The 16,580-nt window shown below is 41.0% G+C and carries 14 protein-coding genes; 12 read left to right on the top strand and 2 right to left on the bottom strand.

Features of this window, described 5'->3' with window-relative positions; all coding sequences use genetic code 11:
* Positions 1–61 precede the first annotated feature (61 nt).
* The 3 genes from QCQ61_RS09880 (at position 62) to QCQ61_RS09890 (ending at position 2,219) form a co-directional block, all read left to right on the top strand.
* Entirely contained in the window at positions 62–1,087 is a 1,026-nt protein-coding gene (locus QCQ61_RS09880; RefSeq protein ID WP_279447482.1) for a c-type heme family protein, read from the top strand.
* Between the two features lie 3 nt (positions 1,088–1,090).
* Positions 1,091–1,687, top strand: coding sequence for a methyltransferase domain-containing protein (locus tag QCQ61_RS09885; RefSeq protein ID WP_279447483.1), 597 nt, complete (start codon positions 1,091–1,093; stop codon positions 1,685–1,687).
* A 79-nt stretch (positions 1,688–1,766) separates the two neighbouring features.
* Positions 1,767–2,219, top strand: a complete 453-nt coding sequence (locus QCQ61_RS09890) for a methyltransferase family protein (protein ID WP_279447484.1) — start codon at positions 1,767–1,769, stop codon at positions 2,217–2,219.
* A 131-nt stretch (positions 2,220–2,350) separates the two neighbouring features.
* Here QCQ61_RS09890 and upp read toward each other — a convergent pair whose 3' ends face one another.
* Positions 2,351–3,019, bottom strand: a complete 669-nt coding sequence (gene upp / locus QCQ61_RS09895; RefSeq protein ID WP_279447485.1) for a uracil phosphoribosyltransferase — start codon at positions 3,017–3,019, stop codon at positions 2,351–2,353.
* 140 nt (positions 3,020–3,159) lie between these two features.
* On the opposite strand from upp, the gene QCQ61_RS09900 reads away from it, so the two are divergent.
* The 8 genes from QCQ61_RS09900 to QCQ61_RS09935 all read left to right on the top strand — a co-directional run bounded on the left by QCQ61_RS09900 (position 3,160) and on the right by QCQ61_RS09935 (position 13,617).
* Positions 3,160–3,558 (top strand): hypothetical protein, encoded by a 399-nt coding sequence (locus QCQ61_RS09900; RefSeq protein WP_279447486.1) that lies wholly within the window; start codon positions 3,160–3,162, stop codon positions 3,556–3,558.
* 145 nt (positions 3,559–3,703) lie between these two features.
* The gene (locus QCQ61_RS09905; protein ID WP_279447487.1) at positions 3,704–8,035 is read left to right on the top strand and encodes a CusA/CzcA family heavy metal efflux RND transporter; all 4,332 of its coding nucleotides are present in this window, start codon (positions 3,704–3,706) and stop codon (positions 8,033–8,035) included.
* Between the two features lie 10 nt (positions 8,036–8,045).
* Positions 8,046–9,206, top strand: a complete 1,161-nt coding sequence (locus QCQ61_RS09910; RefSeq protein ID WP_279447488.1) for an efflux RND transporter periplasmic adaptor subunit — start codon at positions 8,046–8,048, stop codon at positions 9,204–9,206.
* Positions 9,207–9,318: 112 nt separating this feature from the next.
* Entirely contained in the window at positions 9,319–10,458 is a 1,140-nt protein-coding gene (locus QCQ61_RS09915) for a geranylgeranyl reductase family protein (protein WP_279447489.1), read from the top strand.
* 66 nt (positions 10,459–10,524) lie between these two features.
* Positions 10,525–11,223, top strand: a complete 699-nt coding sequence (locus tag QCQ61_RS09920; protein ID WP_279447490.1) for a hypothetical protein — start codon at positions 10,525–10,527, stop codon at positions 11,221–11,223.
* A gap of 15 nt (positions 11,224–11,238) precedes the next feature.
* The gene (locus QCQ61_RS09925) at positions 11,239–12,120 is read left to right on the top strand and encodes a hypothetical protein (protein ID WP_279447491.1); all 882 of its coding nucleotides are present in this window, start codon (positions 11,239–11,241) and stop codon (positions 12,118–12,120) included.
* A 121-nt stretch (positions 12,121–12,241) separates the two neighbouring features.
* A complete protein-coding gene (locus tag QCQ61_RS09930; RefSeq protein WP_279450257.1) occupies positions 12,242–12,613 on the top strand; it encodes a VOC family protein in 372 nt (123 codons plus the stop codon).
* Between the two features lie 254 nt (positions 12,614–12,867).
* Positions 12,868–13,617 carry a hypothetical protein gene (locus QCQ61_RS09935; RefSeq protein WP_279447492.1) on the top strand — a complete coding sequence of 250 codons (750 nt, stop codon included), beginning with the start codon at positions 12,868–12,870 and terminating at the stop codon, positions 13,615–13,617.
* A 236-nt stretch (positions 13,618–13,853) separates the two neighbouring features.
* Here QCQ61_RS09935 and QCQ61_RS09940 read toward each other — a convergent pair whose 3' ends face one another.
* A complete protein-coding gene (locus QCQ61_RS09940; protein WP_279447493.1) occupies positions 13,854–15,326 on the bottom strand; it encodes a T9SS type A sorting domain-containing protein in 1,473 nt (490 codons plus the stop codon).
* 322 nt (positions 15,327–15,648) lie between these two features.
* Here QCQ61_RS09940 and QCQ61_RS09945 point away from each other — a divergent pair, with 322 nt between their 5' ends.
* Positions 15,649–16,545 carry a hypothetical protein gene (locus QCQ61_RS09945; RefSeq protein WP_279447494.1) on the top strand — a complete coding sequence of 299 codons (897 nt, stop codon included), beginning with the start codon at positions 15,649–15,651 and terminating at the stop codon, positions 16,543–16,545.
* Positions 16,546–16,580 lie beyond the last annotated feature (35 nt).

The following is a 16,580-nucleotide window of genomic DNA, read 5'->3' on the forward strand; positions in this document are numbered from 1 at the left end:
TTACTGTCAAGCGTGAAGTTTCCCTTTATTTTTGAAGTGTCCACAACTTTATACTCAAAATATGAAACTTTTAGTCACATTATTTTTGATCAGTTTATTCACTTCCTGCAATACCAATACTCGTAAGGAATATTTGGCGATTGCCGAAAATGCAGAAAACTTAATACTTACAAGCCCTCAAGAACATCCCGGCAAGAAGCTGATGGAAAACAATTGCTACGTTTGCCACAATCCAAAAACTGCCGAAGATGCAATGATTGCCCCACCGATGGTAGCCGTAAAGATGCATTATATTTCTGAGGAAACTTCAAAGGAAGAATTTATTGAGGCAATGGTGGCGTGGGCCAAGAATCCTTCCGAAGAAAAATCAAAAATGCCGGGCGCGGTCAAGAAATTTGGCTTAATGCCCTATCAATTCTATCCGGAGGAAACTATCAAACAAATTGCAGATTATATGTTTGATAACGATATAGAAGAGCCCGAATGGTTTGACGCCCACTACAAGCAAATGCACGGCGACAGACCACAGATGAAGGGCCGAATTGGTCGCGGAATGGGAAATGGTAAAGGGATGGGTAAAAACCAAAATACAAATGCTCAACCTTTCGTAAAGGAACGCGGCATGCAAATGGCACAGACCACGAAGGCCGAATTGGGGAAAAATCTGATGGGCCAGATCCAGAAAAACGGGGTTATTGCCGCTTTGGACTTTTGTAATGTTCAGGCTATGCCAATATCGGACAGTATGGCTACCGTCCATAAGGCCCAAATAAAACGCGTTACCGATAAACCGAGAAACCCACAAAACAAGGCCAATGCCGCAGAACTGCAATATCTGGAAAACTTCAAAAAGCAAGTGGCTGCCGGAGACGAGGTAAACCCGATTGTGGTGGATATGGGCAGGGAAACAGAATTTTATTACCCCATCGTTACCAATTCCGTGTGCTTAAAATGCCACGGCACGCCCGGAAAGGAACTGGAAACGCTCACCTTGTCCAAAATACAGGAGTTGTACCCAATGGATAAGGCAACCGGTTACGGCGAAAATGAAGTGCGCGGCATTTGGAGTATCCGTTTTGAAAATTAGCATATGAATTATTACGAAGCTTTCTGGAACCACAAATACCTCAGTGGCGAAACAGGCTGGGATATAGGCCAGGTTTCCACACCCATAAAGGAATACATCGACCAACTTTCAGATAAAAATTTAAAGATTTTGATCCCCGGCGGCGGTAATTCGTATGAAGCGGAATATCTTTTTAACAACGGGTTTACCAATGTTTTTGTGGTAGATATTTCGTCTATTCCGTTACGGAATCTGGCCAAACGGCTACCATCATTTCCAAAGGAAAATTTATTGCACGCAGACTTTTTCGACTTGGAAGACAGCTTTGACCTTATTTTGGAACAGACGTTCTTTTGTGCTTTGCAGCCTGTGCTGCGGGAGGATTACGTAACTAAAATGCATCAGCTTCTAAAGCCGGAAGGGAAATTAGTCGGACTTCTTTTTAATATTCCTTTGAATAATGACAAGCCTCCGTTTGGCGGGAATAAAGCTGAATATAAAAATCTTTTTTCCGAAAGATTCAAGATACAAATAATGGAAACAGCTTATAATTCCGTTATGCCCCGTGCGGGGAATGAACTATTTATAAATTTTAAAAAAAGGGGAGAACAAATAGAATAATTAATACAAAAGCTGGATTGTATTAGCGGGACAAATTCCTAAAAGTGGTTATATTCGGTAATAATTTAAAAATGCATCCTTGAGAATTCCAATTGCAGATATAGTATTTGTTTTGCTACAATTTGTTTTGTTTGTGGCATTTGTGTTTGATGTTGGGTCAATGCGCATTTACTTTCCAGAATGGTTGTTTTGGATTGGGGTGCTACTGCTAATTTTAGGGGCGTTAACTACGCTAATTGCCGTTTTACAACTCAATGTGCATCTATCGCCTTTTCCGAGTCCGCTACCCGGATCAAAACTGATAGTTACGGGAGTTTATAAATTTATCAGGCACCCGATATATACAGGAATTATGATAGCTTTTTTTGGGTTTGCCATTATTGCCGACTCGGGATATAAATTATTGATAACATTACTGCTAATAGTTTTATTTTACTTTAAATCCAAATACGAAGAGAGGCGTTTAGCAGCTATATTTCCAGGTTATTTGGAATATAAAAGGAAATCGGGACGGTTTTTCCCCGGGTTGTAAGCCATCGTTTTTTATGGTGAAAACATAGGTTGTTAGTTATATTTAGCTAGGCTCACGAAGCTGCACAAGAAAGTAAGTAAGTATATTTCCGCCGAAGGGTGTATAAAGTTCTGAAGCTAATTTCAAAATCACTAATCATTATTCCCATCGAGGCGTGGGCCATAGCAAAGATCGCCGGCATCGCCGAGGCCGGGAACAATATAGCCACGTTCGTTTAATTGGTTGTCCACCGCTGCAATCCACAGTTCGGTATCTGAAGGGAAAACAGTATCGGCCAAAAAGATTCCCGCTTTGGCACCGATAATGGATATTAAATGAATTTTCTTTGGAATACCGTGCGTTTTTAGGGCGCGCAATACATTTTCAAACGTACGTCCGGTTGCCAGCATGGGATCTGCAAGGATTAGTGTTTTTCCTTCAATAGACGGGGAGGCGAGATACTCTACCTGTACTTCAAAATCGTCTGCTCCATTTGGGTGATGCCTATAGGCAGAGATAAAAGCATTTTCAACCCCATCAAACACATTGAGAATACCTTGGTGCAATGGCAATCCTGCGCGTAATACGGAACAGAGCACTATATCGGCATTTGGTACAGATACTTCCTTAGAGCCAAGGGGAGTTTTTACGGTGGTTGTTTGGTAGGGCAAGCTCTTGCTCATTTCGTAAGCCAGCAGTTCGCCCACGCGTTCTACATTTTTTCTAAAACGCAGGTAATCTTTTTGGATGGTAACATCGCGCATCTCGCGGATGTATTGATTGAGGAGGGAATTCTGTTTGCTGAAATCGTGAACTATCATGAGCGTAGGGTGTTTATGCGAATTTAAGGATTTATTCGGAATTTTAAAATAGTGGTTTTTAAGCTTGTCGGTTCTATTTAATATATAAAATTGACAACTATCATAAACCGATTGAAATAGATTTCATATTTTTGGAACTAGTGAAAACTATAATCGCCATATCGCTTTCTTTCCTCGTTTTATTTCAAAGCGCAGGGATTGGCGTAAACGATATTTTACTATTGGGGCATTTTATGGAACATGCCGAATACCACTCCGAAAATTACGGCGATGATTTTCTCACTTTCTTTGAAAAGCATTACGGGTCGTTAAAATCTGAGCACGAAAAAAATCACAAAGAGGAAAAGCAGGAACATGAGGAGTTGCCTTTTCAACATGCATCCTGCCATCACTTAAGTACCGATGTAGTGGTTTTTCCTTATGAAATTTCAATTTTAAGAGGAGAGATTCCCTTAAACCACAGCCACACTTTTTACTATTTAAACCTATATTCTTCCTTGGAGAGAGTTTCTATTTTCCAACCTCCAAAATCTGCATAACTAAATAGACCGTTTTTGGAAATACTATTTCCAAAATTTATTGCGGTCGGGTTAATTCTATCCCATGATTTGGGATGGCTTTAATGAATTCCATTGTTTCATTTTTTACAGGTTTCGCTGTTAAAATTCAAAGATCAATTTAGTTATGCTTTCTAAAATTATTCAATTCAGTATAAACAACAAGCTCATTATTGGGCTGTTTACCCTTTTGTTGATAGGCTTTGGCGTGTTTTCGCTAACGCAGTTATCCATTGGAGCCGTACCCGATGTTACCAACAATCAGGTGCAGGTAATTACCACTTCCCGCAATCTTTCTACCCAAGATATGGAGCAGTTTATAACCTATCCCGTGGAGTTGGAAATGGCCAATTTGCCGGGGGTGGTTGAAATTCGTTCTGTTTCCAAATTTGGACTTTCGGTGGTTACCATAGTCTTTGAGGAAGAAATGGGCACCTATTTACCGCGGCAGCTTATTGCCGAAAAGATTAAATCGGCCGCCGAAAATATTCCCGAAGGTTTCGGTTCGCCACAAATGGGTCCCATTACTACCGGCTTGGGCGAAATTTACCAATATATACTCGATGTAAGACCGGAGTTTAAGGACAATTATTCAATCACCGAGCTGCGAACCATTCAGGATTGGATAATTAAAAGGCAACTCTCGGGAATTCCGGGGGTGGTGGAGGTCAATACTTGGGGCGGCCATCTAAAACAGTACGAGGTAGCCATAAATACCCAAAAGCTGGCGGCCATGAATATTACGGCTTCTGAAATTTTTACCGCTTTGGAAAAAAACAACAGCGTGTCTGGTGGGGGTTATATTGAAAAGGAAAACCAAGCCTTTTTTATTCGGGGTGAAGGTTTAATTTCCACTTTGGCGGATATTGAAAATATAGTGGTAAAGAGTGAAAACGGCTTCCCTATTTATGTGAAGGATATCGCCAAAGTACAATTTGGCAGTGCGCCGCGGTTTGGGGCAATTACAGGAAATGGGGAAGGCGAAAAAATTCTCGGGCAGGTTATGATGCTCAAGGATGGCAACTCAAACGAAGTAATTAAAGCGGTACAAGAGCGGGTTGCCGAAATTGCAGAAACGCTGCCGGAAGGAGTTTATATAAATCCGTTTTTAGACCGGAGTGTGCTAATTGAAAAAACCACTTTTACCATAGCCGAAAACCTGATTCTCGGAGTGCTTATCGTAATTTTTGTAGTGGTGCTATTGTTGGGGAATTTCCGTTCCGGCTTGGTAGTGGCTTCGGTAATACCATTGTCGTTACTCTTTACGCTCTCTATGATGTATCTTTTTGGGGTAGATGCCAATTTGATGAGCATGGGCGCAATAGACTTCGGAATTATCATAGACGGCGCCGTGATTATCGTTGAATTTGTAGCTTTTAAAATCAGTTCCAATTCGTTAAAATTAAACGCACTGCCAGCTGCTGAAAGGCAAGGGGCAAAAGATGAGCTCACTGTAAAGAGTTCTTCAAAAATGATGAATTCCGCCATCTTTGGGCAGTTGATTATTTTAATTGTATTTATCCCCATTCTTTCGCTCAGCGGGGTAGAAGGGAAAATGTTTATCCCCATGGCGCAGACCTTTAGCTTCGCATTAATAGGAGCTATGTTGCTTTGCTTTACGTATGTACCGGTAGCTGCCGCTGTGTTTTTACGCCCTGTTTCAGCTTCAAAAAATAATATTTCCGTTCGTTTGATGGGGGCTTTAAACCACTTTTACGAGCCAATTATTCGCTGGGCTTTGGGTGCACGAAAATTGGTATTGGTTGCAGCGGGGCTTATACTAGCTGCTACCGTTTACCTTTTTACAACTATGGGCGGGGAGTTTATCCCTACGCTGGATGAGGGCGATTTTGTAATCCAACCCGTTCTAAAAACGGGGACGTCCCTCAGTAATACGATTGCGATTACAACGCAAATTGAAAATATATTACTTGATAATTTTCCCGAGGTAGATCAGGTGGTTAGCCGGATTGGCGCCGCCGAAGTACCTACGGATCCAATGTCTATGGAAGAAAGCGATGTTATAATTACTTTAAAACCCAAAAAGGATTGGGTTACTGCCAAGAGTAAAAATGAATTGGCAGAAAAGTTTAAGGAAGCCTTGGCGATAATTCCGGGGATGGAAGTAGAATTTACCCAACCAATTGAGATGCGCTTTAATGAGCTAATTACGGGAGTTCGCGCCGATATAGCCATTAAAATATTTGGGGAGGATTTAGATGTTTTGAGCAGCAAGGGCAACGAAATAAAGAATCTCGTTGAGAATGTGGCGGGGGTAGATGATATTATAGTTGAAAAAGTGGCGGGCTTGCCAGAGATGAACGTGAATTTTAAGCGGGCCAAAATTGCGCGCTACGGATTAAATATCAAGGATTTAAATGAAATGATAGCCATGGGATTTGCAGGAAAATCTGTGGGCAGCATTTTTGAGGGGGAAAAGCGTTTTGATTTGGTAGTGCGATTGGACGAAAACCACCGTCGCGATCTTTCAAATTTGCAAAATATGTATGTTGATACCCCTTCCGGGGAAAAAGTACCTCTGCGCGAACTTGCGGACATACAGTACGCTAAAGGCGCAGCACAGATTTCACGCGACGACACCAAACGCAGGATTGTAGTAGGAATAAACGTGCGAAGCCGCGATTTACAGAGTGTGGTGGACGAGGTACAAAAGTTAATAGACGATAATATAAAACTGCCTGTGGGCTACACCATTGATTACGGTGGGCAATTTGAAAACCTACAAAGTGCTAAAGAGCGACTTTTGGTGGCGGTTCCCGTAGCCTTACTTTTAATTTTTGTACTGCTTTATTTCGCCTTTAAATCTGTAAAGGAAGCATTGATGATATACTCTGCCATTCCGTTAGCGGCGGTGGGAGGTGTTTTGCTGTTGTGGCTGCGCGACATGCCATTTAGCATTTCGGCGGGAGTTGGGTTTATAGCGCTCTTCGGAATTGCCGTCCTCAACGGAATAGTATTGATAGAACATTTTAAAGAACTTAAAAAGGAAGGTATGAACAACACAACGGAACGTATTGTACAAGGCACCAAAGACCGTTTGCGTGCGGTTTTGCTCACGGCTTCGGCTGCGGCACTCGGGTTTTTGCCTATGGCAATTTCAACCAATGCCGGGGCCGAAATTCAAAGACCGCTAGCTACCGTAGTTATTGGCGGTTTAATAACGGCTACTGTTTTAACATTAATTGTTTTACCGGTGCTGTATTCAATTTTTGATTCGGATAAAACAACAAAACCCAAAAGATTGAAGAAGAAAACCCTACCAATAACGGCAGTTATTTTGCTGCTTGGTTTTTCGGGAATTTCGCAGGAGTCTCCTAAATCCTTGACAGATTTACAACAAATGGCATTGACGAATAACGCCGGGTTAAAGGCGGCTTCCCTAAAAGTAGAAGAGGCCGATGCCCTAATTGGCAGTGCTTTTAACTTCGAAAAAACTACCGTATTTTATGAATTTAACGAAAATGATTTGGGGCCCAATAACGAGCCGCTGGAAGTTTTCGGACTGGAACAAAGCTTTCTGTTTCCCACGGTTTATTTTGCCGAACGGAATGTAAATAAACAGCAGTATAAAATGCAGACGAGTACGTTGGAACTTCAAAAACGCAAAACAGAAGGATTGGTTGCGGCTGCGTATTATCAGTATCAATTTGAAAAATACAAGGAAGGGGTTTACAAAAGTTTAGACAGCTTATATGTAAATTTTGCCCATGCCGCCCAGCGTCGTTTTGAACTTGGGGAGACCAATTATTTGGAGAAAATTACTGCCCGTGCCAAGCAGAAACAGTTGCAAACCGATTATCAGAAGAGTAGGGAAGGCGTGCAGATTGCACTGGAGCGTCTAAAAATGTTGGTACAGACAACAGACAGTTTGCAGATTGCCGATGTGGGATTAGAAAAAGTACAGCTTTTGCTACCTACTTTAGAGGCACATCCCGCCTTAGCGTATTATCGGGATAGGAACGAATTTTTTGAAGCCAAGGAAAAACTCGAAAAGCAGCACTTACTGCCGGATATAAGTTTTTCCTATTCGTTGGGAAGCAATTCGGGCTTGAGCCAAAATTTATACGCCTATCAAGTTGGGCTTAAGATTCCGTTGTTGTTTAGTGGAAATGCTTCCAAGATAAAAGCGTCCAAAATTGCAGCGGAATTCAGCAAACAAGAGGCGAAGGATTATGAAATTCACTTAAAATCGAAAAGGGTGCAATTGCTAAAAACGGTGACAAAATACAGAGAGGTGCTTCAATATTACGAAGGCGAGGGAAAATCGCTTTCGGAGGAAATATTAAAAACCGCAGACATCGGTTTTAAAAACGGCGAAATAGATTTCTTTCAATATATCCAAAGTCTTGAAAACGCTTACGAAATTGAATTGCAACATTTAGAAAATCTAAACAACTACAACCAGGCGGTTATCGCTTTCAATTATTTAACACTTTAAAAAAAATGTTATGAATTATATAAAATCACTTTTGTTGCTTTCCATTTTCGTTTTGGCAGGTTGCAACAATTCAGAAACTGAAAGTTCGTCATTAGCCGCTTCAGAGGAAAAGGATGACCTTATTCACCTTTCAAAAGCACAGTTTAAAAACGCCAATATGGAGATTGGGCAGCTTACCGAAAAACCTTTTGCCACAACAATACAAAGCAGCGGGATGATTGACGTACCGCCACAGAGTAGGGCGGTGGTGAGTGCTTTTGCGGGCGGATATATTAAAAACGCTCCTTTGTTGGTTGGCAGTAAGGTTGCCAAAGGACAGCGGTTGGTAACCATTGAAAATCCGGAGTTTATTACCATGCAGCAAAACTATATGGAAACCGTGGCCCAGCTTTCGTATTTAAATTCGGAATACGAACGGCAAAAAATTATGTTGGCCGAAAAAATTACGTCGCAGAAAAGTTTTTTAAGGGCCGAAAGTGACTATAAAACGGCTTTGGCACGAAGCAATAGCCTAGAAAAGAATTTACAAATGCTGAATATTAATCCCGCGGCCGTGGCGGCTGGGACTATTGTTTCGCAAACGCATATTTACAGTCCGATTGAAGGGAGCGTAACCCAAGTTTTTGTGAATACGGGAAGCTATGTTTCGCCGGCCGATAAGATTATGGAAATTATAAACACGGACCATATTCACTTAGAATTAAAGATTTTTGAAAAGGATCTGCTGCAATTAAAAGAAGAGCAGGAAATTCAATTTACGGTGCCCGAGGCCTCGGACGATACGTTTAGTGGGGTGGTGCATTTAATAGGAACTTCAATAGATCCGAACAGCCGTACGTCGTTGGTTCATGGCCATATAGCCGAAGAGGACGAAAGCAATTTTACCGCTGGAATGTTTGTGGACGCACATATTGTTACAGGAGTTGAAAAACGAATGGCCCTGCCAGAAAATGCTGTGGTTGCAATGGATGGGAAGAACTACCTATTACTGATAGAAAATGAAACCGAAGCCGAATTTGAAATCCATCCCCTTGCGGTAAAAACGGGACCTACCTACAACGGATTTACAGCCATTGAAACTATAGATAAGCTGAATGCCAATAGCAAATTTATAACCAAGGGAGCCTTTGTACTATTACAAGAAGAAGGCGGCGGTGGGCATAGTCATTAGTAGTTTTGAGGGTTTTGAGCAACAGGGATAACTGAGAATTTATAAAATGCATTTTATAATCCGACAATAAATTAACCTCAAATACTATATTTACAACACGAAAATATAGTTTATGAAGCATTTTGACGTAGCTGTTATTGGCAGTGGACCTTCGGGAGCTACAACCGCATTTTATCTGGCAGAGGCGGGGATTTCGACTGTAATTATTGAAAAGGCCACCTTACCACGTTATAAAACCTGTGGGGGCGGACTCGTATTTCGCGGCCGCTATAGCCTGCCTTTTGATATTAGTGAGGTGGTAGAAAAGGAATTCCATAGGGTAGATATATTTTTAGGGGAAAAACTTCACTTTAAAACCTATAGGGAGGAGCCTTCCATTACTATGGTAATGCGCGATAGTTTTGATAAACTGGTAACCGACAAGGCACAAGCCGCGGGCGCAACATTATTGGAAAATCACAAATTGCAGTCCCTTACTTTTGAAAACGACCTAATAACCCTGATAACATCGCAAGGTATATTAACCGCAAACTTTGTGATTGCCGCCGACGGCGCATTGAGCCCCACGGCCAAATTAGCAGGATGGACAGAAGATACGCGGAAATTAATTCCCGCGCTAGAATATGAAGTAGAAGTAAGCGATGCAGATTTTGAGCGGCTCTCGAAGGAAGTGCGTTTTGATATTGACGCCATTCCTTACGGTTATGCTTGGAATTTTCCTAAAAAGAAGCATTTATCTATAGGCGTTGCTTCGGCCCGAAGGACTAAGATAAATTTAAAAAAATACTACCAGGCCTATTTAGAAACCTTGGGGATTACTGAAATTATAAGTGAATCGCAACACGGATTTCAAATTCCTGTGATGCCGCGTACCGATGGATTTGTTAAAAACAACGTTTTTTTAATCGGCGATGCCGCAGGATTTGCAGACCCCATTACCGCTGAGGGAATTTCGAATGCTATTTACAGCGGCAAGTTGGCGGCTGAGGCCATTCTTGAAACAGATATGCATTTACAAGAAGCAGGGGCTTTATATACAGCGAAACTGGAGGCTGGGTTATTGCCCGAGATACAGACGGCGGTATGGCTTTCAAAATGGTTTTATGAACAGAAGACGGTTAGAAATCTATTGGCCAAAAAATACGGGCAGCGTATTGTGGAGGAAATGCTGAATGTATTTCACGGAAAGCGAAGCTATCCCAAAAATGTGAAACAAAAGCTGAAAGCAAAGATTAAGGAGTTGGTTTTTTAGTGGATACGGAGAACTGAATAAAACGCAATGCAATCGCGCACCAGCGAAGTTATAACAAAAAAATAAATGAGTATATTTTCGTATCATCTTGTTGAATTACCGCGGGTAGTAGCGATTAGAGGCATGTTTTTGAAGCCAATAGCCAAGAACACCAAGGGCTTAATTCACGCGGAGTATATGATGGCTATGACATTGGGGTCGCCAATTTTATCACCTTCCCGAATTTTAATTAAACAAATTGCCGTTTTCGCACAATGGGAAAATGAATCAGCCCTGGACGAATTTTTGAGAGGGAATAAATTTGGTAGAAGGCTTGCAAAAGGCTGGCAGGTGCGTTTAGAATTTTTAAGACAATGGGGTAAGTATGACGCTTTTAAAATACCGGAACAAACAGCGAAAGTGGAAGACACATCTCCCGTAGTTGCTGTAACTATTGCAAGAATGAAACCCTTAGAAGTACCGAGATTTATACATTGGGGAAGGCCCGTAGAAAAATTAGTACGCGACCATCCGGGCACCACGCTTTCATTGGCGTCGTATAGTTTTCCGCATACGGTTTCAACTTTTTCAATTTGGAAAACGGAAAAGGAAATGACCGATATGGTGCATGGGCATAGTGCCATACGTAAACCGAAGCGCCATGCCGATGCAATGAAGGAGAGAGCGCGCAAAAACTTTCATTTTGAGTTTACAACCCTAAGATTTAAACCCATTGCGGAATTTGGCACATGGCGGGGTCAGCAAAATATTGTTCCAAAGCTTTAATCCAATTTGTATTAAATGGGAAGTCCACATAAAAAACAAAAGCTTCAAGATTGGCTTACCCAGCAATGGGTTATTCTTTTTGGTAGAAAAATAGACAAAACAGAGGAAGATTGGTTATTGGGACCGTTTGGAGGCACCCAGGGTATTGGTTTAAAATTTATAAACCAATTAGCGGAAAAGGAGCAGCTTATAATTGACACATCCCAAAAAGATAAAGGTTTAATTGAGTCTATTGAGCATTTGAACTTACCTGCAAGTCAATTAAAGTTATTGTCTAAAAATGTAATTGATTTTTACGAAAACACATCAAATTACGAATTCGATTTAAAAGTTAAATGGAATCCACTTTTTAAAAATTTTGGACGGTTGTTAAGGCTGCTATTTAGCAACAGAATAGAGCAATTGAATGTTCCGATTGAAAACATACCAAATTCACGAGGGCTCACCAGTGAAATAATACAATTACGGGATGCGCAAACCAAGAAGTTAAAACGCACCCTTTGGTTAAGAACCTTTAAAGCTAGTGGCAAAATAGTGTATTCCGGGGTTTATGAAACCTGTACGCTTCCGTCCGGGAAAAGTTGTATCAAGGCAATTTTCCCTTTGCCAAATGGTAATGCCACGGTTATTTTAGCGCCTATGGTAGGTAAGAAGGGGGAACTGATTTTAAGTTCGGCCGGGAAGCAGTTTGGGGATAGTGGCTTTTACTTTTTGCTGAACGATAGTAACGGGAAGCTATGGGCTAAGTATATTAAATCGTTTAAAGATAGATTGGTTGCTAAAACCGAGGATGAACAGATTCTGGTTAAACAAACCTTGACTTTATGGGGACTGAAGGTTTTAATATTTGAATACAATATTAGAAAGCGAAGGGATTTGGATGATTTTTCTCAATAATGAATAGAGGCATGGAACGCGAGGGAATCGCGCATTGGCATTTGGATACAATCGCGCATTGGCCGGAATGAAATTAAAAATAAATAAAACAACGAACTAAAATTAAAAAATGATGAACAATATGAAATTAGGTGCATTTTCGGTAAGCCTTAGTGTAAAGAACATTCAAGCTTCAAAAGAATTTTACGAAACATTGGGTTTTAAAGTGTTTGCGGGCGATATGGAGAAAAACTATCTTATAATGAAGAATGAAGACTCCTTGATTGGCTTGTTCCAGGGGATGTTTGAGGGTAATATACTTACCTTTAATCCGGGCTGGGATTCTGATGCGAAGAAGGTTGAAAAGTTTGATGATGTTCGGGAAATACAAAAAACATTAGAAGATAGCGATGTACAATTAATTAGGCGAGCAGACGAAACCACTTCAGGCCCAGCCAGTATTACCTTATTGGATCCAGATGGGAATGTTATCTTGATAGACCAACACGTTTAGAAAAACGAGGAAGCCATACTAAAGTATTTGCGATTGCGATAGCTCAATAGAAAAAGTGAGTGATGCGATCGCGCCCTAGCGATCTGAAAAATATAGAATATAATGAGGAGGTTATATGCCTTTAATTAGGGTTTAATACGCTATAAACACGCTATAGATCCGCTATAAATACACTTTAAGTACGGTATATATATGCTATATATTTTTTTTTGGGTGGATTATTATGTATATTAGCTACTTAAAATCAATGAGTTGTGGCTAAACAGACAGGAGTTATAAAATTAAAGGGAACAATCGGGGACATTAATTTTTACAATAGAGAAGGCGAAAACCTGGCCAGAAAGGCCGGGGGTGGGTTTAATGGGGAACACATTAAAACCAAGGAAAGCATGGCGCGGGTGCGTGAAAATGCAGGGGAGTTTGGACATTGTAGTGCTGTAAAAAAGCAATTTAAAAGAAGTTTGAATCCGTTTTTATGCGTTCGGAAGGATGGAGAACTTCACGGGCGGATGGTGCAATTGTTTACCAAGTTAAAGGATCTGGATTCTGTGAACAGCCGAGGAGATAGGAGGGTAAAGCGTGGATTGGAGACTGCTAAGGGCCAGCAGTTACTTAGGGATTTTGCTTTCACCCCTTCGTGTAGTATTGCGGAAGTATTGGCTTGTTCGTTTAACTATGAATTTGAATCCCGAACCCTAAGGGTAACGAATTTTGATATAAAAAATGTTGCTTTTCCCGCGGGGGCTACCCATATGGCACTTACATTGGGGCTTTTACATTTCGATTTTGACACTCTCGCCTATGGATTGAAGTGCAGTACGCCACTTTATATGGATAAGGACCACAGTGCTACTCAGTTTGATTTGAGTACCGAATTACCTGATGTTGCTGGTACAGCGATTGCTGTTTTGGGACTGAAATTCTATCAGAAAGTGGAAAATACGTATTATTTATTTAAGAGTGCGAATGCTGTGGGAATGGATGTATTGCGGATTGGGGGATGATTTTTTTTAGTTGGAGGGAAAGAGATTGTGGACCTAGATCCTCGACTGCGCTCGGGGCTTGCAGGTTACGGAATACGCTAAGGACAGGCGCCAGCGCCAGGGAAGCATCGCCTGGGATTAGGCCTCTCTAAACCATACATTACCGCATATTAACCCCGGCATACTCTAAATATTACTACACCTTTTAAAGAATGCCCTAGCTGGTTGAAATTAGGTTTTATTTAGGTTTTTAGCTATTAATCTACAATTAGTTCCTGTATGGCTTCTCCCTGTTCACTTCGCACATGGATGAAGTAGGTACCGCTGCTTAGGTCCGCAATATTTAAATTGGTGGTCTTTGTTGTTTTTAACAATTGGCCATTCGTATTAAAAATGCGGGTGTCATGAAGGGTATTGGTTGGCGCCAATTGTACAATACAGTGTGTGCTGGCGGGGTTAGGGTATATGGCATATTGGAATGGGATTTTAGATGGGGTGTGCAGTAAGCCACTTATATCGAATACTCTAACTTGGCCCGACTTGTAGCCATTGCCATTGCTATAGGTTGATCCAATGGCGACCGTAGTACCTTCCCCATTTATGGATAGACCAAGGCCGGAATGGTCATCGCTGGCTTCGCCTTCAATATCCTCACCAATTTGTTCCCAAGTATCATTGTTGTTTGCATATAATTTTACGTGCCCTGCATACTGGCCATTATTGTTATTAAACGGTGCTCCCACTGCCAAGATGCTGCCATCGCCGCTAAGGCCTAATGCAAAACCCGCGCGGTCGCCGGGGGCATCCCCAAAAATATCCTGACCGATTTGAGTCCAAGTGCCTGAACTGTTCCTAAAAATTTTTACCTGGCCTGAGGCCGTTCCATTGCCGTCATTGGCTTGGGCCCCAATGGCAATTATATTGCCATCGCTACTGAGTTTGATGGCATAGCCAAAATCGTCGTTGCTTGCATCACCTACAATTTTTTGTCCTATTTGCGTCCAAGAGCCACCGATATTCTGAAAAACCCGTACCTCGCCATTGCCATCGGTATTGGCAGTGTTGCCCGTACTTCCAACGGCAACGATGTTGCCCGTTGCATTTAGGACTACCGTGCGCCCGCAACTATCCCTGGAATTTTGGCCATCGATATCCTCCCCAATTTGTGTCCATATTCCCGCATTGTTTCCAAACACCCGTACATGCCCCGAGTGAGGGCCGTTGCCTCCATTTAACCAAGCGCCAATGGCTACTATGCTACCATCGGCACTTAAGCTAATTGACATACCCGATTGATCCCCTGGGCTTTCTCCATCAATATCCTGACCTATCTGGGTCCAAGTGTTATTATTGTTTTGATAGACCCGTACGTGTCCGGAATCGTTTCCATTACCATCGTTCCATCTGGAGCCAATGGCTACTATGGTACCATCACCACTTAAGCTGACCGACATGCCAGATGCATCGCCCGCATGCTCTCCATAAATGTCCTGACCTATTTGATCCCAACTCCCGCCGGTGTTGTGAAATATCCTTACCTGACCTGAATCTGTACCGTTGCCATCGTTGTATATTGCGCTCACGGCCATGATAGATCCGTTATCGCTGAGGCTTATGGATATACCAAACTCATCTTCGGCGGCTTCTCCATAAAGAGCCTCCCCAAGCTGTATTTGGGAATAGGAGGTAATTGAAAGGCAGCATAGAAGGATGCAAATACTTTTTATCATTTATTTTTATTGATGGTTTTCGGTTTTATTGGCTCTTGGCTCTTGGCTCTTGGCTCTTGGCTCTTTGCTCTTCGCTAACTTCCGGATTGCAATTTACTATAGTAGGGGATTATTTACTGAATTTCATTACCTTTTTTTTGGAATTTTATTTATGCGGTACAATTGTTCACTACCGATGCGCTTGTATAGGAAGTATAATTTTTTGTTGCCGTACTTTAAATTTTAATATCTTTACTTTTCTCCCCTTTAATTGGTTCCAATGCGGATTTCCGTAGTGGGATAAGTTTTCATTGTTATATATTTGAAAAAACATATTAGTAAAATGAATATTAATTTAATTCGACCTGAAAAGGTTAATTTAAAAGGCCATCCTGTTCTTACGGAAACTTGGCTACAGGATATAATTGCAAAAGACCCGGAAATTATTGGACTTGGTGAGTTAATTTTAAAAGATAAAGAACGAAAGCAATTACGTGCGGGAAGATTGGATATTTTATTACAGGATCCAGAAATTAATAAACGCTACGAAGTTGAAATCCAACTGGGAAAAACGGATGAAAGTCATATTATTCGAACCATTGAATATTGGGATATAGAAAGAAAGAGATATCCACAATATGAGCATTGTGCAGTTATAATTGCAGAAGAAATAACAAGTAGATTTTTAAATGTAATAAGTCTTTTTAATGGAACAATTCCATTAATCGCCATACAGTTAACTGCGTACAAAAATAATGATGAATACTTCTTAACCTTCAACAAAGTTTTGGATGAAATGAATTTGGGATTAGTGGATGATGATGAAGAAATAAGTGAAATAACCGATAGAAATTATTGGGAAACCCAAGTAGGAAGCCCCAAAACTGTAAAGATTGTTGACGCAGCCCTTTCTTTAATTAGAGAAGTCTTGCCCGGCTATGAATTGAAATATAACAAATTTTATATTGGCTTGGCAAAAAATGGGAGACCGGATAATTTCGTGATATTTAGGGCGCTAAGAAACTTTACACGTATGGAAATTAAACTTGAAAAAGACGAGGTATTAGAAAATAAAATTGAAACCTCGGGCCTCGATTTAATGGATTATGACAAAAGAGAAGGTAGGTATAGAATAAAAATATCATCAGCTGACCTTAATAGGCATCGCGATTTAATAAAGGATTTAATAAAAAGAGCAAAAGGGATTGTAGCAGAATCAGAAATGATTACTGGAGAATAATCAATTTTTTTGTTTCATAAATTTTAGCAAAGGAA

Source organism: Aequorivita marisscotiae (genome assembly GCF_029814825.1).
GTDB classification, from domain to species: Bacteria; Bacteroidota; Bacteroidia; order Flavobacteriales; family Flavobacteriaceae; genus Aequorivita; species Aequorivita marisscotiae.